22 protein-coding genes and 1 tRNA gene are annotated in these 20,094 nt (G+C 65.4%); 13 read left to right on the forward strand and 10 right to left on the reverse strand.

From position 1 onward, the window contains the following. Positions 1-28: 28 nt before the first annotated feature. Together greA and ACQ86E_RS20145 are read left to right on the forward strand one after the other, a co-directional pair. Positions 29-541 (forward strand): transcription elongation factor GreA, encoded by a 513-nt coding sequence (gene greA, locus ACQ86E_RS20140; RefSeq protein WP_431201470.1) that lies wholly within the window; start codon positions 29-31, stop codon positions 539-541. Next, positions 538-1,218, forward strand: coding sequence for a hypothetical protein (locus ACQ86E_RS20145; protein WP_431201471.1), 681 nt, complete (start codon positions 538-540; stop codon positions 1,216-1,218). The genes greA and ACQ86E_RS20145 overlap by 4 nt, the downstream gene beginning before the upstream one ends. 100 nt (positions 1,219-1,318) lie before the next feature. Here ACQ86E_RS20145 and ACQ86E_RS20150 read toward each other — a convergent pair whose 3' ends face one another. The 5 genes from ACQ86E_RS20150 to ACQ86E_RS20170 form a co-directional block, all read right to left on the reverse strand. Continuing rightward, entirely contained in the window at positions 1,319-1,708 is a 390-nt protein-coding gene (locus ACQ86E_RS20150) for a type II toxin-antitoxin system VapC family toxin (protein WP_431201472.1), read from the reverse strand. Then, positions 1,695-1,970 carry an AbrB/MazE/SpoVT family DNA-binding domain-containing protein gene (locus ACQ86E_RS20155; RefSeq protein WP_431201473.1) on the reverse strand — a complete coding sequence of 92 codons (276 nt, stop codon included), beginning with the start codon at positions 1,968-1,970 and terminating at the stop codon, positions 1,695-1,697. The genes ACQ86E_RS20150 and ACQ86E_RS20155 overlap by 14 nt, the downstream gene beginning before the upstream one ends. A 310-nt stretch (positions 1,971-2,280) precedes the next feature. Next, positions 2,281-2,355, reverse strand: a tRNA-Val gene (locus ACQ86E_RS20160). 158 nt (positions 2,356-2,513) lie between these two features. Continuing rightward, complete coding sequence (locus ACQ86E_RS20165; RefSeq protein ID WP_431201474.1) at positions 2,514-3,812, reverse strand: hypothetical protein; 1,299 nt, start codon at positions 3,810-3,812, stop codon at positions 2,514-2,516. Positions 3,813-3,928: 116 nt separating this feature from the next. Then, positions 3,929-4,537 (reverse strand): DUF1134 domain-containing protein, encoded by a 609-nt coding sequence (locus ACQ86E_RS20170; RefSeq protein ID WP_431201475.1) that lies wholly within the window; start codon positions 4,535-4,537, stop codon positions 3,929-3,931. 139 nt (positions 4,538-4,676) lie between these two features. On the opposite strand from ACQ86E_RS20170, the gene ACQ86E_RS20175 reads away from it, so the two are divergent. Beyond that, positions 4,677-5,162: a YHS domain-containing (seleno)protein gene (locus tag ACQ86E_RS20175; RefSeq protein WP_431201476.1), complete on the forward strand. Its 486-nt coding sequence runs from the start codon at positions 4,677-4,679 to the stop codon at positions 5,160-5,162. A gap of 8 nt (positions 5,163-5,170) precedes the next feature. Here the strand turns inward: ACQ86E_RS20175 and ACQ86E_RS20180 are convergent, their stop codons facing one another. Next, positions 5,171-6,001: a 3'(2'),5'-bisphosphate nucleotidase CysQ family protein gene (locus tag ACQ86E_RS20180; RefSeq protein WP_431201477.1), complete on the reverse strand. Its 831-nt coding sequence runs from the start codon at positions 5,999-6,001 to the stop codon at positions 5,171-5,173. 172 nt (positions 6,002-6,173) lie between these two features. Between ACQ86E_RS20180 and chpT the strand changes: the two genes are divergently transcribed. The 6 genes from chpT to ACQ86E_RS20210 all read left to right on the forward strand — a co-directional run bounded on the left by chpT (position 6,174) and on the right by ACQ86E_RS20210 (position 12,970). Further along, complete coding sequence (gene chpT, locus ACQ86E_RS20185; RefSeq protein WP_431201478.1) at positions 6,174-6,827, forward strand: histidine phosphotransferase ChpT; 654 nt, start codon at positions 6,174-6,176, stop codon at positions 6,825-6,827. A 197-nt stretch (positions 6,828-7,024) separates the two neighbouring features. Beyond that, complete coding sequence (locus ACQ86E_RS20190; protein ID WP_431201479.1) at positions 7,025-9,835, forward strand: hybrid sensor histidine kinase/response regulator; 2,811 nt, start codon at positions 7,025-7,027, stop codon at positions 9,833-9,835. Between the two features lie 84 nt (positions 9,836-9,919). Next, a complete protein-coding gene (locus ACQ86E_RS20195) occupies positions 9,920-10,390 on the forward strand; it encodes a chemotaxis protein CheW (RefSeq protein WP_431201480.1) in 471 nt (156 codons plus the stop codon). 73 nt (positions 10,391-10,463) lie between these two features. Further along, positions 10,464-10,829: a response regulator gene (locus ACQ86E_RS20200; protein ID WP_007600538.1), complete on the forward strand. Its 366-nt coding sequence runs from the start codon at positions 10,464-10,466 to the stop codon at positions 10,827-10,829. 75 nt (positions 10,830-10,904) lie between these two features. Next, positions 10,905-12,101 (forward strand): protein-glutamate methylesterase/protein-glutamine glutaminase, encoded by a 1,197-nt coding sequence (locus ACQ86E_RS20205; RefSeq protein ID WP_431201481.1) that lies wholly within the window; start codon positions 10,905-10,907, stop codon positions 12,099-12,101. Beyond that, positions 12,098-12,970, forward strand: a complete 873-nt coding sequence (locus ACQ86E_RS20210; protein WP_431201482.1) for a CheR family methyltransferase — start codon at positions 12,098-12,100, stop codon at positions 12,968-12,970. Before ACQ86E_RS20205 ends, ACQ86E_RS20210 begins: the two co-directional genes overlap by 4 nt. Positions 12,971-13,028: 58 nt before the next feature. Here ACQ86E_RS20210 and ACQ86E_RS20215 read toward each other — a convergent pair whose 3' ends face one another. From ACQ86E_RS20215 to ctrA, 4 genes are all read right to left on the reverse strand, one after another. After that, positions 13,029-14,189: a glutathionylspermidine synthase family protein gene (locus ACQ86E_RS20215; RefSeq protein ID WP_431201483.1), complete on the reverse strand. Its 1,161-nt coding sequence runs from the start codon at positions 14,187-14,189 to the stop codon at positions 13,029-13,031. A 3-nt stretch (positions 14,190-14,192) separates the two neighbouring features. Further along, entirely contained in the window at positions 14,193-14,573 is a 381-nt protein-coding gene (locus ACQ86E_RS20220) for a hypothetical protein (protein WP_431201484.1), read from the reverse strand. 1 nt (position 14,574) lies between these two features. After that, positions 14,575-14,979 (reverse strand): DUF350 domain-containing protein, encoded by a 405-nt coding sequence (locus ACQ86E_RS20225; protein WP_431201485.1) that lies wholly within the window; start codon positions 14,977-14,979, stop codon positions 14,575-14,577. Positions 14,980-15,142: 163 nt separating this feature from the next. Further along, positions 15,143-15,844 carry a response regulator transcription factor CtrA gene (ctrA, locus tag ACQ86E_RS20230; protein WP_015688285.1) on the reverse strand — a complete coding sequence of 234 codons (702 nt, stop codon included), beginning with the start codon at positions 15,842-15,844 and terminating at the stop codon, positions 15,143-15,145. Between the two features lie 429 nt (positions 15,845-16,273). On the opposite strand from ctrA, the gene fliI reads away from it, so the two are divergent. The 4 genes from fliI (at position 16,274) to ACQ86E_RS20250 (ending at position 19,986) form a co-directional block, all read left to right on the forward strand. After that, entirely contained in the window at positions 16,274-17,599 is a 1,326-nt protein-coding gene (fliI, locus tag ACQ86E_RS20235) for a flagellar protein export ATPase FliI (RefSeq protein WP_431201486.1), read from the forward strand. Between the two features lie 133 nt (positions 17,600-17,732). Continuing rightward, positions 17,733-18,152, forward strand: a complete 420-nt coding sequence (gene fliJ / locus ACQ86E_RS20240) for a flagellar export protein FliJ (protein WP_008138882.1) — start codon at positions 17,733-17,735, stop codon at positions 18,150-18,152. 193 nt (positions 18,153-18,345) lie between these two features. Continuing rightward, positions 18,346-18,891, forward strand: a complete 546-nt coding sequence (locus ACQ86E_RS20245; protein WP_431201487.1) for a sigma-70 family RNA polymerase sigma factor — start codon at positions 18,346-18,348, stop codon at positions 18,889-18,891. Positions 18,892-18,927: 36 nt separating this feature from the next. Beyond that, positions 18,928-19,986 carry an anti-sigma factor domain-containing protein gene (locus ACQ86E_RS20250; protein WP_431201488.1) on the forward strand — a complete coding sequence of 353 codons (1,059 nt, stop codon included), beginning with the start codon at positions 18,928-18,930 and terminating at the stop codon, positions 19,984-19,986. Positions 19,987-20,094 lie beyond the last annotated feature (108 nt).

A 20,094-nucleotide genomic window follows, 5' to 3' on the forward strand; every position in this document is an offset into this window, starting at 1 on the left:
TCCGAAACTGTTCGACGGGATTTTCGAGTTGAGCGTCGCCTTTACCAAGGAAGAGAGCGCCGAGACCGCGTCCGAGACGCTGTTGCCGGATCGGCCGATCTCGCCGCATCCGAACCTCGTGACGGAAACGGGCCTGCAGGCCTTGCAGGCGCAGCTCCAGGCGGCGCGCGAGGCTTATGAAGCCGCGCAGGCCATCGAGGACGTCAACGAGAAGCGCCGGCAGTCGGCGGTGCCGTTGCGTGATGTCCGCTATCTCGCCGAACGGCTGCGCACGGCGCAGCTCATGCCCACCCCGGCCTCGACCGATATCGTCGCCTTCGGCAGCACCGTCACCTTCAGCCGAGCCGACGGCCGCGTCCAGACCTATCGCATCGTCGGCGAGGACGAGGCCGATCCGAAAGAAGGATCGATCTCGTTCGTGGCGCCCGTCGCGAAGTCGCTGATGGGGAAGGCGGTCGGCGACGTCGTGGGCTCGGGCGCGCAGGAGATCGAGATCCTGTCGATCGGGCTTCCCGCGCAACGAAGCCCGATGGCTGAATGAGACGGTTTCTGTCGGGGGCGCTGCCGTTCTATGCGCTGGCTGGACTAGCCACCTGCATGTACCTCGTCCTGTACAGGACGAACCTGTTCGACCTGAACGCCATCGTCCAGGGCGCGACCGGTTCGTCATGGTTTCTGGTCTTCATGTTCGTCTGCGTGCTGCTGGAATCGGTGTTCCCGTATTTCGGCTATTTTCCCGGCACTGCACTGATCCTGATGTCCGTGGCGCTCAATCCGAAGCCCGCGGATACCTCCGTGTTCATCGTGGCGTGGCTCGCCATCATCGCGGGCGCCATTCTCAGCTACGGACAGGCGCGCTTCTTCAGGCCGCTGCTGCAGCGGGTGGCCTCGAAAGCGGCACTGCACCGCTGCGAGACTCTCCTCGACGCCTACGGCCGTTACGCGCGCGTCGCCCTGTTCGTTCATCCCAACGCCTGCGCGATGTACTTCACGGCACTCGGACTGCTCGGCCGCAGCCTGACGCGCGAGCTCGCCTATCTCAGCGTGGGCGCAGCAGCCGCCGTGGGCATCCTGTTCGTCGTCGTGACCAGACTGGTGTCGTCGGTCGGCACGACCGATGACGGCGAATTGCAGGTGCTGCTGGCGGCAGCGCTGGTGGCGATCGGGACGTTGGTCGGGCTCTACGCGGCGTTGCGGCCGGGGCAGGCTCGTTCGTAGCAGGGGCCGTGAGGTCCCTGATCGCGAGCCCGGGGTCGGAGACATGGTGCGCCCTCAGGCGCGCAGGAGATCGAGGTTTGTCGATCGGGAGGGGTGATCGTTACGCTAACCGAACCTTCGCCAGGCCCATCGCCTTCGCCGATCTGACGAAGCGTTGATCAAACGTCAGGAAGGCCTGGCAGGATTCTGCTCGTCCCAAATGGAGCGCATCGGCGAAATCCATGCCGTCGTTCATGCGATCCAGAGCAAACGCGACCAGCCCGGAATCCTCAAACACGACCGTGGAAAGGCCGCCGAAATCCCGGAGCGCCTTGCTCACGCGCTTGGCGTCGAAACCATACGCGCTGCGCAACACCCATTCGGTTTCCAGCATCACTGTCGTGCTGACGAAGACTTCCTCTTCGTTGATGATGGCTTTGGCTTTCGCCGATTGCTGGGGATGATCGCCCGTCAGGTAACGAACGACGACGTTTGTATCAACCGCGAACATGACGCCGTCGCGCTTCTGCGGCGATGCTCGCGTCCATATCCTCCACGCTCTTGGGCTTGCCCCGATGGGGTAACGACGCGAAGACGTCCGCCGGCTTGGTCGCAGGGAACGGTGAGGACGGCCTGAGAAGGACCCCGTCCGGTGTGCTTTCGATCGAGAGTCGCGTGCCTGCCAGCCAGCGGTGCTGCTCGCGGATCGCCTTCGGCAGGACGACCTGACCCTTGGTCGACACGGTCGTCGTCAGCTTGTCGGAAGCCATCAATGCATCCTCAGTAAGACGCAGGTAAGATAAGCTGGTCCCTTCCTCGGCGCAAGGTGACGCTGGGGGATGCTGCCATCATGCCGCTGTTTTGCCCGACGGCGCAAGCAAAATTCGGAAAACACGTAAGACCTTGATCCGGCTGGAGTCGGCTACTGTGCATGGGGTTGTTTTCGACATTTTCGACGGAGAGGCAGCAAGCGCCCCAGTCCGTCTACGTTCTTCGAGCGCGCTTAGCCATCATTGGACGTGGCTGCGCTACGCGAAGCTTTTGGGGGCGTGGCTGCGCCACGCGAAGCCGTTTGGCGAAGCGTGGTGGGCGCACAAGGGATCGAACCTTGGACCTCTCCCGTGTGAAGGGAACGCTCTCCCGCTGAGCTATGCGCCCGGGACCATCATGCAGGCGGCCGGACTTTGGCCCGGCCGGCGCATTGAGCCCGCGATTTAGAAGTGCGGGCCGAAGGTGTCAAGTTTCCAGGCCGCCCCAGGCCCTGAAAACCTTCCTGTAAATCACGCAAGCCAGCGGAGAGCCGGGTTTCGGCCGGCTCACGCGCCCTGCTGGCGGGCGCGGGAGGCGTGGGCCTGGAGGGCGCGGATGCGGTCGGCCAGCGTTCCGCCGCCTTCGGGCAGGCTGGGGGTGGCCGCGCCATTGGTCGTGGCGTCATTGGCCGGGCGCGGCGCCGGCCGCGGTGGCTGGCCGGCTTCGGCGGCGAGCAGCGCCTCGATCGGCGAGTTCGGGCCTTCGAGCTGCATCGCGAGCTTTGCGACCTCGGCGGCGATGTCGTTGATGCGCTCGCGCAGCAGCGCGTTCTCCATGCGCTCGGTCGCCCAGGAGCTTTCCGCCTGCTGCTGGATCGCATTGAGGTCGCGCTGGAGTTTGGCGCGCTCGTCTCTTGCGGTCCGCAGCTGCTCTTCCAGTGCGGTCTTCTCGGCGCGCAGCGTCTCGGCGGCTGCCGAGGACTTGCCGCCGCTGAGGCCTGCGATCTCGACGCGCAGGTCCTTGATGGTGCGCTCGGCGTTCTCGCCGGCCTGGCGGAGTTGGTTGTTCTCGTAGTCGCGCTCGGCGAGCAGCTTGCCTTGGGTGGCGAGGCGGCCTTCGAGGTCGGCGACGCGGCTCGACAGCATCTCCGCTTCCTTGACCTGCAGCATCAGCTGGCGGTCGAGCTCGGTGACGCGCTGGCTCAGATTCTCGACGCGGCCGCGGGCCTCGCTGAGCTCGCGCGAGGCGGTCTCGGATTCGGTGCGCTCCTGCGCGAGGCGGGCCTGCGTCGCGGTGAATTCCTTCTCGGCATCGCCGACGCGGTTCTTGAGCTCCTCGATCTGCGCACGCACGGCGACCAGCTCGACCTGGCGGGTCTCCGCCATCATCGAGCGGTCGGACAGTTCGGAGTTGATCTTGGCAAGCTCTCCCTGCTTGTCGGTCAGCGCGATCTCGGCGGCGCGCAGCGCTTCGGTCTTGGCGTTGAATTCTTCCTCGGTGGCGCGGAGCTGCTCCTTCACCGCCTTCTCGCGCGCCTCGAGCGCGAAGATCGTGGCGTTCTTCTCGCCGAGCTCGATCTTCATGCGGTTGATGGCGTCGCTCTTCTTGCCGAGCTCGGCGAGCTGGCTCGTGGTCTTGTTCTTGAGCTGGTCGACGCTCATCTCGAGCCGGCGCGCCGACATCGCGAATTCGGCGCGGAGCTGGTCCTTGTCGGCCTGGATCTCGGCCATCGACAGCGGCGTGGCGGCCTCGAGCCGGCGCGTGGTCAGGCGGACCGCGCGGTTATGCACCAGCGGCACGATGGCGAGCCCGCACAGCATCGAGAGCAGGAAACCGATCGCAAGGTACATGATCGGTTCGACCATGGGCCACAACTCCCAGACTTTAGGAAAAATTCACCAAGGACAATGCATGGCGGGCCGGCAAAAGCCAGCCCCGCCCTGTTGTTAACGTGAATCCGGAACTTGAGCGGAGGAGGAGCCTAGAACGGGTTCCAGGTCGCGCGCGGGGTGAATTTCAAATAGCCGATATTGGCGCCCAGCCGCAGGCCGAGGCCCGAGCGGATCGGCACCAGCACGATGTTGTTGGCGGTAAGCGCCGTCATGCCGAAGCCGCCGATGATGTAGGCGGAGCCGTCGAGGCCGGCGAAGCGCTGGTAGATCGCGTTGGTGGCGGGCAGGTTGTAGACCAGCGTCATGGTGCGCGCGCCGTCGCCGCCCCAGTCGAAGCCGAGCGAGGGGCCCTGCCAATAGACGCGCAGGTCGCCGGCGTTCTTGGTATAGAGCGTGCCTTCGCCGTAGCGCAGCCCGGCGACGAAGGCGCCGGAGCCTTCCTCACCCAGGATATAGCCGTTCGGCAGGCCCCACTGGCTCACCGCCTTCTCGATGACCGAGGCGAGCCCGCGCGAGACGTTGCCGAAGAAGCGGTGGCCGGCGTTGACGAGTTCGTCCGGCCCATAGGTGCTGGGCGTGGGGGTCCGCTGCGGCGGTGGCAGGTTGGGCGGCGGCTCGGCCGTCTGGGCGGAAGCCGGCACGATCCAGCCGGCCAGCGCGATGAGCGCCACTGCGGCAAGGCGTGATGCGAAAGTCATAAAAGAACCCCTGGTATCGAATCCCGTCGCTTCCTTAACCTGGCGCCAACAGGCACGGCCGTAGGTTGCGCCGGATGTCCCCTCGACTCGGATGTTATCCGCAGCAACTATGACGGCACAACGGCAGGAAGATAGCCCTTTGCGCCCCGGAATTGCCTTGATCGGCTTCCTGGTCTGCCTGCTGTCGGGCATTTGGCTCACCTGCGCGGGGTTGCCGGCTCAGGCCTCCACCACCGAACGGATCGTCGTCAACCGCTTCAGCGGCGTGGCCATCGAAGGCTTCGACCCGGTCGCCTATTTCGTCGACGGCGCGGCCGTGCAGGGGACGGCGGAGTTCGAGGCGAACCTCTGGGGCGCGGTCTGGCGCTTCCGGAACGAGGGCAATCGCGCGTCGTTCCTTGCCCATCCCGAGGTCTATGGTCCGCAGTTCGGCGGCTACGATCCGGCCGACATCGCCCGCGGCGTCGCCATCGCCGCCAATCCCCGCTTCTACGTGATCTCGGCGCAGCGGCTCTATCTGTTCAGCCGGGAGGCCAATCGCGACGCCTTCGCCGCCGATCCGGAGCGCTTCCTCTATGAAGTGCGCAAGCGCTGGCCGGCACTCCAGCAAGAGCTCAGTCAGTAGCAGCTCGGTCAGGAGCGACCCATCGCCTGCGGATCGCCCCAGGCGATGAAGTCCGGGATGATGAAGCCGGTATCGCCGCGCTGGCCGAACCGGAGCTCGCCGCCCTTGCCGTCGGTGACCCGGCCGCCGGCGGCGGTGACCACCGCGCAGCCGGCCCCGACGTCCCATTCGCAGGTGGGCCCGAAGCGGGGATAGATGTCGGCGCTGCCCTCCGCGATCCGGCCGAATTTCACGGCCGAGCCCACCGTCTTTCTGATCGCGTTGGGCCGGCCATCGATGAACGCCTCGGTCTTCGGGTCGCCATGCGAGCGGCTCACCGCCGCGATCCAGGGCTCGCCCGGCGCCGGCAGCCGGCGGGTGTGGATCGGCTCGGCGGCACCGATGGCCACGCCGTCGAACCTGACGCGCTCGGCGCCGCGGCCGACGATGCCGCGCCAGAGCAGCCCGAGCGCGGGCGCGCTGACGATGCCGAGCAGCGGCACGCCCCGGGTCACGAGAGCGAGGTTGACCGTGAACTCGTCGCGGCCGGCGACGAACTCCTTGGTGCCGTCGAGCGGATCGATCAGGAAGAAGCTGTCCAGAAATGGCGGCGAGGCGAGCTGGGTTCGCTCTTCCGACAGCATCGGCACGTCGCCCGCAAGATGCGTCAGGCCGTCCGCGATGATACGGTCGGCGGCAAGGTCGGCCTCGGTCACGGGCGAGCCATCCTGCTTGCCTTCGACCCGCATTGCGGAGCGGTTGACCGCGAGGATCGCTTCGCCCGCCTCCACCACCAGCGCGGTGAGCGGCTCCATCAGACCGGATGCGGCTTGGCCGTCGATGATCCGCTTCACCTGCATGCCTCATTCATCGGCAATTCCATCCCCACGCAACTGATTCGCCCGCGGCTTTAGGGCCGCTTCGAACCGATCGCAAGCTAGCTGCCACGGGCTTGCGAATGTTAGAACCTGCGGCATTCGTCAAGCATGCGTGATTCGCCGCGTCCGCGCAGTGCAATTCCAGGAACCCTTTATGTCTGACGTTTCGTCACCCGCTACCGCTACCGCCCCAGATGCGCTCGAACTCGCAGCGCTGCTGTGCTCGCGGGTCTGCCACGATCTCATCAGCCCGGTTGGCGCCATCGTCAATGGGCTCGAAGTGCTCGACGACGATCCCAAGCCCGAGGATCGCGAATTCGCCCTCGACCTGATTCGCAAGAGCGCCAAGACGGCGTCCGCCCGCCTCCAGTTCTGCCGCCTTGCCTTCGGCGCGGCCGGCTCGTCCGGCGCCCAGATCGACCTCGGGGATGCCCAGACCATGGCACGCGGCCACATCGAGGATGGCAAGTGCACGATCACGTGGAATCTGCCGCGGCTGCTGCTGCCGAAGAATCGCGTCAAGCTGCTGCTCAACATGCTAGTCGTCTCCCAGCACACGATCCCGCGCGGCGGCACGCTGACGGTCGATCCGATCGGCGACGGCGAGACCATGAGCTTTCGCATCACCGCGACCGGACATAATGCGCGCCTGCCGCAGAACATCTCCGAGCTCCTGAGCGGCGAGCGTGGGCCGGCTGCGGATGCGCACGCGATACAGCCTTATTATACGCGGCTGTTGGCACAGGCTTGCGGGGTCACCGTGAAGCTTGCGCATGAGGGCGAAGCCATCACTGTTACCGCTTCGTAAACGCGCCCGTCGCGCGCAAATCGTTAACCCATCCTTTACAAGGCGCTACGGCTTGTCCGGAGCGCCTTATCTCTTTGTTGGTTCCGTTCTTTTCCACATACTCAACCATTATTAAACGCTTTGCGGTGAAGCTGACCTCATTCCGAAATGGCGCATCACAAATCGTGCGCGCCCTCCCTGTATGAAGGCCTGTTTTCATGGATGATCTGTTGCGGGAGTTCTTGACGGAGACCAGTGAGAGCCTGGACACCGTCGACAATCAGCTGGTGAAGTTCGAGCAGGAGCCGAACAACGCCAAGATCCTGGATAACATCTTCCGCCTGGTCCACACCATCAAGGGCACCTGCGGCTTCCTCGGATTGCCGCGGCTGGAAGCGCTGGCGCATGCCGGCGAGACCCTGATGAGCAAATTCCGCGACGGCATGCCGGTGACGGCGGACGCGGTGTCGCTGATTCTGGCTTCGATCGACCGCATCAAGGAGATCCTGGCGGGTCTCGAGGCGACCGAAGCCGAGCCCGAGGGCACCGACCGCGATCTCATCGACCAGTTGGAGGCGATGGTCGAGCAGGGCATGGCGGCAATGGCTGCTGCAGCTGCCGCTCCCGTAGCTGAGGCGCCGCCGCTGGTGCCGGAAGCGCCGGCCGCCGCTGCGCCTGCGCCTGCAAAGGAAATGACGCAGGGTTCGCTGATCGACCAGACTTTGGAGCGTCCGCTGCGTCCAGGCGAAGTGTCGCTCGACGAGCTCGAGCGCGCCTTCCGCGAGACCCCGATCGAAGCGCCCGTTGCCGAGGTCAAGGCCGAGCCCGCCGCTGAAGCGCCGGCGCCGGTTGCCAAGGAAGTCACCAAGGACATCGTCAAGGAAGCCAAAGCTTCCAACGACAAGGCGCCGAAGGAGAAGGCCGCAAGAAAGCCGGTGGCCGACGAGGCCGCAGGCGAGGGCGACCGCGTCGCCAACCAGTCGATCCGCGTCAACGTGGATACGCTGGAGCATCTGATGACCATGGTCTCCGAGCTGGTGCTGACCCGCAACCAGCTCCTGGAGATCTCCCGCCGCAACGAGGACACCGAGTTCAAGGTGCCGTTGCAGCGCCTGTCCAACGTCACCGCCGAGCTGCAGGAGGGCGTCATGAAGACGCGCATGCAGCCGATCGGCAATGCCTGGCAGAAGCTGCCCCGCATCGTCCGCGACCTCTCGAGCGAACTCGGCAAGCAGATCGATCTGGAGATGCACGGCGCCGACACCGAGCTCGACCGCCAGGTGCTCGACCTGATCAAGGACCCGCTCACCCACATGGTGCGCAACTCCGCCGACCATGGCCTGGAGACCCCGGCCGAGCGGCTGGCGAGCGGCAAGGGCGAGCAGGGCACCATCCGCCTGTCCGCCTATCACGAGGGCGGCCACATCATCATCTGCATCGCTGACAACGGCCGCGGCCTCAACACCGACAAGATCAAGGCCAAGGCGATCTCTTCCGGTCTCGTCACCGAGGCCGAGCTCGAGAAGATGAGCGAAGCCCAGATCCACAAGTTCATCTTTGCGCCGGGCTTCTCGACCGCGGCCGCCATCACCTCGGTCTCCGGCCGCGGCGTCGGCATGGACGTGGTCCGCACCAATATCGACCAGATCGGCGGCACCATCGACATCAAGTCGGTGGCCGGCGAGGGCTCCTCGGTCACTATCAAGATCCCGCTGACGCTCGCCATCGTCTCCGCGCTGATCGTGGAAGCCGCCGGCGACCGCTTTGCGATCCCGCAGCTCTCGGTGGTCGAGCTCGTCCGTGCCCGCGCCAACTCGGAGCACCGCATCGAGCGCATCAAGGACACCGCGGTGCTTCGGCTGCGCAACAAGCTGCTGCCGCTGATCCACCTCAAGAAGCTGCTCAAGATCGACGACGGCGCCGCCTCAGATCCCGAGAACGGCTTCATCGTGGTGACGCAGGTCGGCAGCCAGACCTTCGGCATCGTCGTCGACGGCGTGTTCCACACCGAAGAGATCGTGGTCAAGCCGATGTCGACCAAGCTGCGTCACATCGACATGTTCTCGGGCAACACCATTCTGGGCGACGGCGCCGTGATCATGATCATCGATCCCAACGGCATCGCCAAGGCGCTCGGCGCCGCCGGCTCCTCGGCTCACGAGATGGGCGACGACGCCTCGGCCCACCACGCCTCCTCGGGCGAGCAGACCACCTCGCTGCTGGTGTTCCGCGCCGGCTCCAGCCAGCCCAAGGCGGTCCCGCTCGGACTCGTCACGCGCCTCGAAGAACTCCCCGCCGACAAGATCGAGTTCTCCAACGGCCGCTACATGGTGCAGTACCGCGAGCAGTTGATGCCGCTGGTTGCCATGGAAAGCGTCACCATCGCCTCGCAGGGCGCCCAGCCGATCCTGGTGTTCTCCGACGACGGCCGCTCGATGGGCCTGGTCGTCGACGAGATCATCGACATCGTCGAGGAGCGGCTGAACATCGAGGTCGGCGGCGCCAGCCAGGGCATCCTGGGCTCGGCCGTGATCAAGGGCCAGGCGACCGAAGTGATCGACGTCGGCCACTTCCTGCCGATGGCGTTCTCCGACTGGTTCACCCGCAAGGAGATGAAGCCGTCGCTGCACTCGCAGTCGGTGCTGCTGGTCGACGACAGCGCGTTCTTCCGCAACATGCTGGCACCGGTGCTCAAGGCCGCCGGCTACCGTGTCCGCACCGCGCCGACCGCGCAGGAGGGCCTGGCTGCGCTGCGTGCGCAGAGCTTCGACGTGGTCCTGACCGACATCGAGATGCCCGACATGAACGGGTTCGAGTTCGCCGAGACCATCCGCTCGGACAACAATCTGGGCTCGATGCCGATCATCGGCCTCTCCGCCCTGGTGTCGCCGGCGGCGATCGAGCGCGGCCGTCAGGCCGGCTTCCACGACTATGTCGCCAAGTTCGACCGTCCCGGTCTGATCGCGGCGCTGAAGGAACAGACCGCGAGCGCCGCCGGCGCCTCCGATCTGAGCCGGGCAGCAGCGTAAGAGCATGATCCGGAAAAGTGTGAAGCGGTTTTCCGGCGAGATCATGCTCCAACAAAAGAGACTTGGGGATCAGGAGATACGCACATGACCAACAAGACCCAGACCGGCGAAGGCGCGATGGTCGAATACGTCACCGCGATGATCGGCGGGCAGCTGTTCGGGCTGCCGATCTCCCGCGTCCAGGACGTGTTCATGCCCGAGCGCGTCACCCGCGTTCCGTTGTCCTCGCGCGAGATCGCGGGCGTGCTGAACCTGCGCGGCCGCATCGTCACCGTGGTCGACATGCGCGCCCGGCTCGGCCTGCCCAAGCCCGAGGACGGCAAGACCCCGATGGCGGTCGGCGTCGACCTCCGGGGTGAATCCTACGGACTGCTGATCGACCAGATCGGCGAAGTGCTGCGCCTGTCCGAGAGCGGCATGGAAGAGAACCCGGTCAACCTCGATCCCCGCATGGCGAAGCTTGCCGGCGGCGTCCACCGCCTCGACGGACAGCTCATGGTCGTTCTCGACGTCGATCGCGTCCTCGAGCTTGCACCCGAGATGATGGCGGCCTGATACGGCGGCGCCGCCGCCGACGTGCCAGTAATTGGAAGTGCCCCCGCCAAGGGGATAGGAAGCAGAGGTTCACATGCGAACTTGTCTCGTCGTTGATGATTCCAGCGTCATCCGCAAGGTTGCGCGCCGGATCCTGGAGGGCCTCGACTTCCAGATCCTCGAAGCCGAGGACGGTGAGAAGGCGCTGGAGGCCTGCAAGCGCGGGCTTCCCGACGCGGTGTTGCTCGACTGGAACATGCCGGTCATGGACGGCTACGAATTCCTCGGCCATCTGCGCCGCATGCCGGGCGGTGACCAGCCCAAGGTGGTGTTCTGCACCACCGAGAACGACGTCGCGCATATCGCGCGTGCGCTGCATGCCGGCGCCAACGAATACATCATGAAGCCCTTCGACAAGGACATCGTGACGGCGAAATTTCAGGAAGTCGGACTAATCTGAGCGAACATCCGGAGGCTGAACGGATCCTTCGGTGATTGTTTTCAACTAACCCGTTTCAGTCTGAGTTGGTGAGTAATGAGTGTTGCGTTCGCAGGTAATTCGACCACCAGCCCGTCGCGCGAAGCCGGGCCGCTGCGGGTGATGATCGTCGACGACTCCGTCGTCATACGCGGCCTGATTTCGCGCTGGGTCGGGGCCGAGCACGACATGGAGGTCGCAGCTTCGCTGCGCACCGGGCTCGAGGCGGTCAACCAGATCGAACGCATCAACCCCGACGTCGCCGTGCTCGACATCGAAATGCCCGAGCTCGACGGCATCTCGGCGCTGCCGCAACTGCTGGCGAAGAAGCGCGATCTCGTCATCATCATGGCCTCGACGCTGACGCGCCGAAACGCGGAGATCAGCTTCAAGGCGCTGTCGCTCGGCGCGGCCGATTACATTCCGAAGCCGGAGTCGACGCGCGAGGCGTCGGCCGCGGACATTTTCCACCACGACCTGATCCAGAAGATCCGTCACCTCGGTGCTCGGCTGCGCCGCAAGCCCGCCGTTGGGAGCCCGCCGCTGGCGCCCGCGAGCCCGAGCCCGGCTCCGGCCGCACGCGGACCGGTCGCGCGGCCCGCTGCGCCGGCTCCTGCCGTGCCTGCGCAGTCGTCGGGGATACTGTCCACGCGCCCGTTCTCGAGCCAGGCACCGAAGGTGCTGCTGATCGGCTCCTCGACCGGGGGCCCGCAGGCGCTGATGGCGCTCGTCACCGAGCTCGGCCCAGTGATCGACCGCTTCCCGGTGCTTATCACGCAGCACATGCCGCCGACCTTCACCACCATTCTTGCCGAGCATCTGGCGCGCTCCAGCCGCAAGCCGGCAGCAGAGGCGGTCGACGGCGAACTGGTCAAGCCGGGACGGATCTATCTGGCGCCCGGCGGCAAGCACATGCGCGTCGTACGCAACGGCGCGGACGCGGCGATCGCACTCGACGACGGCCCCGCCGTCAATTTCTGCAAGCCCGCGGTCGATCCGCTCTTCACGTCCGCCATCGACATCTGGCACGGCAACATCCTCTCCGTGATCCTGACGGGCATGGGCTCGGACGGCATGCGCGGCGGCAAGGACATCGTCGCGGCCGGCGGCAGTGTGATCGCGCAGGATGAAGCCTCCAGCGTCGTCTGGGGCATGCCGGGCGCGGCTGCCAATGCCGGCATCTGTTCGGCGATCCTGCCGCTCAACCAGATTGGTTCCAAGGTCAATCGCCTGTTCGCGGGGGACCGCACGTGACGCCCGCGGACTACGACTATCTGCGCAAGTTCCTGAAAGAGCGCTCCGGCCTCGATCTCTCCGCCGACAAGCAATATCTGGTCGAGAGCCGGCTCCTGCCGCTTGCCCGCAAGGCAAGTCTTCCCGGCATTCCCGATCTCGTGTTGAAGATCAGGAATGGCGATGGCCGGCTTGCGACCGACGTGGTCGAAGCGATGACCACCAACGAGACCTTCTTCTATCGCGACAAGATCCCGTTCGATCATATGCGCGAAACCATCCTGCCGGGCCTGCTCCAGGCCCGGGCGGCGCGCAAGTCGTTGCGGATCTGGTCGGCGGCGTCGTCGACGGGGCAGGAGCCTTATTCGATCGCGATGTGCGTGAAGGAGATGGGCGCCGCCTTCGCCGGCTGGCGCGTCGAGATCGTCGCCACCGATCTGTCGCAGGAGGTGCTGGAGAAATCCAGGGCGGGCGTCTACAGCCAGTTCGAGGTGCAGCGCGGCCTGCCGATCCAGCACCTGATGAAGTATTTCACGCAAGCTGGCGAAATCTGGCAGCTCAATGCCGATATCCGCGCGATGGTGCAGTTCCGCCAGCTCAATTTGCTGCAGGACTTCTCCCATCTCGGCACGTTCGACGTGATCTTCTGCCGCAACGTGCTGATCTATTTCGACCAGGACACCAAGGCGGTGATCTTCGAGCGCATGGCGAAGTGCCTGGAGGCCGACGGCACGCTGCTGCTCGGGGCCGCCGAATCCGTCGTCGGCATCACCGACGCATTCCGTCCCATCTCCGACCGCCGCGGTCTCTACCAGCTCAACCCCGCGCGATCCGGCCGTCCCATGGGCGGATTGATGCCGCAGCCGCTGAAGATTGCCGCGGCACGGTGATCTTCTCCTCGTCATTCCGGGCTCGCGACTTTGTCGCGCCCCGGAATGACCGAGCGCCTCACAAAATCGCGTGCGGCAGAAACCGCGAACCATTGCCCGTGATCGGGCTCTCGTCTTCGCGGATCGACAGTCCGCACGGCTCGTGGTTCACCAGCCAGCTTCCAACGACCGCATAGTTTCCGGAAAAATTCGGCAGCGGCGAGAGCGCCTGTCGCACGAAGCCCTCCGCGCCATAGGGACCTTCCTGTTCGTCGAGCGGCATGCCGCCGGACACCAGCGTGACATTGGCGCCTTCGCGCGACAGCAGCGGCTTGCGCACGTAGGATGCCCCGAGTTCAGCGGCGCGCGGATCGTCCTCGAAGAAGGCCGGCAGCAGATGGGGATGGTTCGGAAACATCTCCCAGAGCAGCGGCAGGATGCCCTTGTTGGAGAGCACCGCCTTCCACGGTGGCTCGATCCAGCGCGTCGGCGCGCCCGCAAGCTTTGCGCCGAAGGCATCGTGGAACATCCATTCCCATGGATAGAGCTTGAAGGCGAACGCGATGTCGCGATCGTCGAGATCGACGAAGCCGCCGGGCTCGTCGCGCCAGCCGACCTGGTCGATGTCGAGCAGGGTGGTCGAAAGCCCCGCCTGGCGCGCGGTGTCCTCGAGATAAGCCAGCGTGCCGGCGTCCTCCTCGTTGCCGGTGGTGCCGGTGAGATGGACATGGCGGCCGGCGGCAATCTCCTTCCAGGCCGCGATCAGCCGCTCGTGGATGGAGTTGAACTGGTCGGCTCGTGCCGGAATGATGCGGCGTTCGATCGCCTGTTCGAGCCAGGTCCATTGAAACACGGCGGCCTCGAAGATCGAGGTCGGTGTATCCGCATTGTATTCGAGCAGCTTGGCCGGCCCTTTGCCGTCGTACTTCAGGTCGAGCCGGCCATAGAGGCTGCGGTCGTCGCGCTTCCAGCTCGTGGCGATCAAGTCCCAGAACGCTTCAGGAATTTTCAGTCGCCGCAGATGGCGCTCATCGCCGATCACGCGGCCGGCAAGCTCAAGGCACATCGCGTCGATCTCGCCGGTCGGCGTCTCGATGCCGCGCTCGATCTCGTCGAGCGTGAAGCCGTAATAGGCACTCTCGTCCCAATAGCGTTCGCCGTCGATGGTGTGGAAGGCGAAGCCGCATTGCGCAGCGGTCTGCCGCCAATCGTCGCGTTCGGGACAGACGATGCGTCGCATGGATCAGCCGCCGCCCGAGAAGCCGTGACCGAACGAGCCGAAGCCGCCGCGGCTCACACTGCTGAGGCCGGAATCGGACGACGTTCCCGATGAGGAGTGGCTCGAGGAATCGCTGCTGAAGAAGCTCGATCGCGACGAGCCGCCGCTGGAGGAACTGCGGCTGCTGCTGTTGCAAGCGGTGCTCGTCTGCACCGCCGGGTCCGTTCCGGGAGGAGGCGGCTCGCAGCGCCGCTGCGGCATCAGCGTGTAGGCGGTGGTGCCGACCGCGATCGTGCCCATCACCAGCAGCGCGACATGGCCGGAGCGCTTCGCCGGAGGCCGCGGGGGCGGCGGCACGACGGGCCGGCGCTTGCCGAATTGCTTGCTGGAGGGCTTGTCCGTCATGTCAGTAGATCATGCAGGCGGCGTTCAACAGGCCGGCCGCGAGCGAGGACAGTCCGAGCCAGATGGCAGGCGCCAGCTCGCCTGTGGCGATCCGGGCCGGCAGGTTCGGCACCGGCACCCTCACGAGAAAGAGCACGATGACCTGCACGATCAGCGCGATGATCGCCCAGACCATGCAGTCCAGCACATTGGCCGAATGCGCGATCGCGCTGACCAGCGGCGCCACGAAGCCGAGCAGGCTGAGGCCGAGCGCGATTGCCGCGGCCGGCTCGTTGTCGCGGATGAGCTGGAACTCGTTGTAGGGGGTGATGCGGGTGTAGACGTACAGATACGCCACGATCGCGACCAGCCCGGTGCAGAAATAGACCAGGAAGGCGGGCAGGCCGGCCAGTGATTGCAGGATCATCGTTCCCCCATCGTGCAGCGACCATTCGTCGGCGGGGGAAGGATAGCGGTTCAAACATAAGCTTCGGGTGAAGCGATCCCCAAAAAACAAAACCCCGCCATTTGCGGCGGGGTCCAGGCTGGGAGGAGCGAGCCCCGACAGGGCTCGCGGGTAAACCCAGGGATCAGGCGGGAATGCGCTCTTCCTGCTCGTGCGGCTCGCGCAGCACGTAGCCGCGGCCCCACACGGTCTCGATGAAGTTGCGGCCTTCGGAGGCGTTGGCGAGCTTCTTGCGGAGCTTGCAGATGAAGACGTCGATGATCTTCAGCTCGGGCTCGTCCATGCCGCCATAGAGGTGGTTGAGGAACATTTCCTTGGTGAGGGTGGTGCCCTTGCGGAGCGAGAGCAGCTCCAGCATCTGGTATTCCTTGCCGGTCAGGTGCACGCGCTGGCCGCCGACTTCGACCGTCTTGGTGTCGAGGTTGACGACGAGGTCGCCGGTCTGGATGACCGACTGGGCGTGGCCCTTGGAGCGCCGCACGATGGCGTGGATGCGGGCAACCAGCTCGTCCTTGTGGAAGGGCTTGGTCATGTAGTCGTCGGCGCCGACGCCGAGACCCTTGACCTTGTCCTCGATGCCGGCGAGGCCGGAGAGGATCAGAATCGGTGTCTTGATCTTGGAGACCCGAAGCTGCTTGAGCACGTCGTAGCCGGACATGTCGGGCAGATTGAGGTCGAGAAGGATAATGTCGTAATCGTATAACTTACCGAGATCGACGCCTTCTTCCCCCAAATCGGTCGTGTAGACGTTGAAGCTCTCAGACTTCAGCATCAGCTCGATCGACTGCGCGACGGCGCTGTCATCTTCAATCAGCAAAACGCGCATGCCAGTTCCCCATAGTCGCCGCTCCTGGGCGTCAGGTCGGCCGCATTCGCGGCACTCACAAAACGCCTTTGAACAACTGATTCGGATCCTGACAACAGATGGTTAACAAATCCTGATTCTGGAACGCAAGTCCCCCCGGTGCAATTTTTATCGAATCGCCCTAAGGTCTTGCGCAGGAAGCAGCTTTCGTCACCCGGTTCCGTTCAAGTTCCACTTTAAGAGACGGGCCTAACCGACTCCCGCGACTCAGCCTTCTTCTGAAGGGGAGCCACGCTCAGTCACAAAGACAGTGACGCAATGATTAACGATGCGGGTAAACACGAAGTTAAGCGCCGTTCAGAAATATGGCGAAACTTAAGGTTTTCGCCTCGAAGGCCCTTGCGATGAAGGCGCGCACCTTAATGAAGACCCTCTCATGAAGGTTGCCCGATGAAGGCTCTTGCCGAACAGATCGGCGATATCGACGGCATCAACATGTACGGCCGCGTGGTCGGCGTTCGCGGCCTGATGGTCGAGGTGGCCGGGCCGATCCACGCGATGTCGGTCGGTGCGCGGCTGCTGATCGAGACCGGGCAGGGGCGCGACATTCCTTGCGAGGTGATCGGCTTCTCCGGCAACAACGCCGTGGTGATGCCGTTCGCCGGCCTCGATGGCGTGCGCCGCGGCTGCAAGGCGGTGATCGCCAACGCCGCCAACCAGGTGCGGCCCTGCGCGGCCTGGCTCGGCCGCGTCGTCAACGCGCTGGGCGAACCGATCGACGGCAAGGGGCCGTTGCCGCAGGGTCCGGCGCCGATGCCGTACCGCAATTCGCCGCCGCCGGCGCATTCGCGCAAGCGCGTCGGCGCGCCGCTCGATCTCGGCGTGCGCGCGATGAACACCTTCCTCACCTGCTGCCGCGGCCAGCGCATGGGCATCTTCGCAGGATCCGGCGTCGGCAAGTCGGTGCTGCTGTCGATGCTGGCGCGTAACGTCGATGCCGCGGTCAGCGTCATCGGGCTGATCGGCGAACGCGGCCGCGAGGTGCAGGAATTCCTCCAGGACGACCTCGGCGAGGAGGGCCTGGCGCGCTCCGTGGTCGTGGTCGCGACGTCGGACGAGCCGGCGCTGATGCGCCGCCAGGCCGCGTATCTCACGCTCGCGATCGCCGAGTATTTCCGCGACGAGGAGAAGGACGTCCTCTGCCTGATGGACTCGGTGACGCGCTTTGCCATGGCGCAGCGCGAGATCGGCCTGTCCGCCGGCGAGCCGCCGACGGCCAAGGGCTATACGCCGACCGTCTTCACCGAACTGCCGAAGCTGCTGGAGCGCGCCGGACCGGGTCTGGGGGAGGGCGCGATCACCGCGATCTTCACCGTGCTGGTCGACGGCGACGATCACAACGAGCCGATCGCGGACGCCGTCCGCGGCATCCTCGACGGCCATATCGTAATGCAGCGCTCGATCGCCGAGCGCGGCCGCTACCCCGCCATCAACATCCTCAAATCCGTCTCCCGCACCATGCCGAAATCGGCCGACCCGCAATTCTGGCCGACCATCCAGAAGGCGCGGGCGGTGATGGCGACCTATGCCGACATGGAGGAGTTGATCCGGCTGGGCGCCTACCGGGCCGGTTCGAGCCCCGAGGTGGACGAGGCGATCCGGCTGCACGAGCCGCTGGAAGCGTTCCTGAAGCAGCGCAAGGACGAAAATGTCTCGCTGGCGGACGGCTACCGCCAGTTGGCGCAAATCATCGGCAATTTGGAAACGGAACGCTAACTTTGTCCCGTCATCATCCGCTCTCACTGAGTAGCAGAGCCGGTCCTGGTCCTGTCAGGGCCAGTGGGGAGACCGGTGATGTCCCAATGTGCGTGTGTCCTGCAGCCAGGGGACTTCTGGGGAGTATGAGTCGATGAAGTCACGTGATACCCTCATCCGCCTGAAGAAATTTCAGGTCGACGAGAAGCGCCGCCGGGTCACCCAGATCGAGACCATGATCGCGGACTTCCAGCGGATGTCGACCGATCTCGAGCGCGAGATCACGACCGAGCAGGAGCGCGCCGGGATCAATGATCCCTCGCATTTCGCCTATCCCACCTATGCCAAGGCCGCGATCCAGCGCCGGGAGAACCTGACCCGTTCCGCCGACGAGCTGAAGGGCCAGCTCGATGAAGCCAAGGCCGCGCTGGCCGAGGCCTTCGAGGAACTGAAGAAGGTCGAACTCCTCGACGAGCGCGACCAGGCCCGCGAACGCGCCGAGGAAAACGCCCGCGAGCAGGCCGACCTCGACAGCATCGGCCTGATGCGCGCCCGGATCGGCGCCGTCGCCTGAGGCGCTGGCCGCCTGAACCTGCAAGAATCTGCAAAACCCGGACCCGCAAGGTCCGGGTTTTCGCATTTGCTATCCACAGTGTGGCCCCCCGCCCCTTGGTGAGGGGCTTTGCCGCGCGCTATGGTGGTGGATGGTTCGCCTCGCCCCGCTTGCGGGGAGAGGGAGAAAAAGGCGACGGGGCATTGGGGGCTGAATGCTGACGCCAGCAGAGCTGGTCGCGCTGATAGAGCAGGTAGCGAAGGGCGATCAGGCCGCGTTCGAGCGCCTTTACGTCGCCACGCGTGCGAAACTCTATGGCGTCGTGCTCCGTATCTTGCGCCGACAGGATCTCGCGGAGGAGGTCATTCAGGAGGCCTACGTCAAGATCTGGAACAGCGCCGGCCTGTTCAATCCGGCCCTGTCGTCGCCGATCACATGGATGGCGTCGATCGCGCGCAACCGCGCCATCGACATCGTCCGCAAGAAGACGGAAGTCTCCATCGAGGAAGAGCCGCAGGCGATGGAGGTTGCAAGCGACAGCCCCGATCCGCTGGCGCGGAGAGAGATGACCGAGGAGTTGAAGCGGCTCTTGGAATGCATCGGCCGGCTCGAGCCGGACCGTCAGAGGTTGGTGCTTCTCGCCTATTACAACGGCTGGAGCCGCGAGCAGTTGGCGGAGAAGTTTTCGGCGCCCGTCAACACGGTGAAGACGTGGCTCCGGCGCAGCATGTTGGATATTCGGGAGTGCCTCGGGCTATGAGGGTTTCATTGTGAGGGTGGTGCTGGACCGCAAGTGATGGCCTACACGGAGGACCATATCGCGCTCGCCGCGGAATATGCGCTCGGTACGCTCGACGCCGGCGAGCGCGCACAGGTCGAGACCATGATGGCGGTGGACAAGGCGTTCGCCGATGTCGTGCAGGGGTGGGCCTACCGTCTCGGCGTCCTCAACCAGATGGTCGGCTCGATCGAGCCGCGTCCGACCGTGTGGGAGAACATCCGCTCCGAGCTCGCGCGGACGGAGTTTGCGCAGGAGGCGCCTGCGCCGTCGGATGTCGCGCCGCCGCCACCTGTGCCGGAGTTTTCCTCGCTCGACACTGCGCCGCCGGACGTGCAGCCGGAGGACATTTCGCAACCGGAGCCGCAGCCTCCCGAAGCGGAGCAGCCCGGCACAGCGCGACCGGCGCCCGATGCAATTCCCGACATCGCGCCGATCTTCATGCCGCAGGTCCACGCGCCAGATCCTGAAGTCGTGCGCACGCCACCGCCGCCGGTCGTCGACAACAGCAACGTGATCCGGCTCGAGGGCCGCGTGAAACGCTGGCGCACCATCGCATCCGCCGTCGGCGCGCTCGCGGCCGCGCTGCTGGTGACGCTGTCGCTTCAGATCTTCCAGCCCGACGCGCTGCCCGGCAGCCTGCGCCCCGCACCACGCATCCAGACGGTCGAGGTGAAGACACCGGCGCCGCTCACCGCGTCGTCGCAATATGTCGCGCTGCTGCAGGGCCAGGGCGGCGGCCCCGCCTTCATCCTCACCGTCGACGGTGAGACCAGGAATTTTACCGTGCGCAAGGTCGGCGCGACGCCGGAGCCCGGCAAGAGTTTTGAGCTCTGGCTGATCTCCGACAAGCTGCCGCGCCCGCGTTCGCTCGGCGTGATCGGCGCGGGCGATTTCACCGCGCGCCCGGTGCTGGGTTCCTACGATGCCGATGTCGTCAATGGTGCGACCTACGCCGTCACCGTCGAGCAGGCCGGCGGCTCGCCCGATGGCAATCCGACCTCGGCGCCGGTGTTTTCCGGCAAGCTGATCGAGACCGTACCGCCGTCCCAGCCGCAGGTTCCGGCGAAGAAGTAGGTCCGTCGTAGCCCGGATGGAGCGCAGCGCAATCCGGGTCCTTCGCGCCAGGCGAGATCCCCGCATTCCGCTTCGCTGCATGCGGGCTACAGGCTCAAAGCTGTCGCC

This window comes from Bradyrhizobium betae (genome assembly GCF_050632175.1).
In the GTDB taxonomy this organism is placed as follows: Bacteria; Pseudomonadota; Alphaproteobacteria; order Rhizobiales; family Xanthobacteraceae; genus Bradyrhizobium; species Bradyrhizobium betae_B.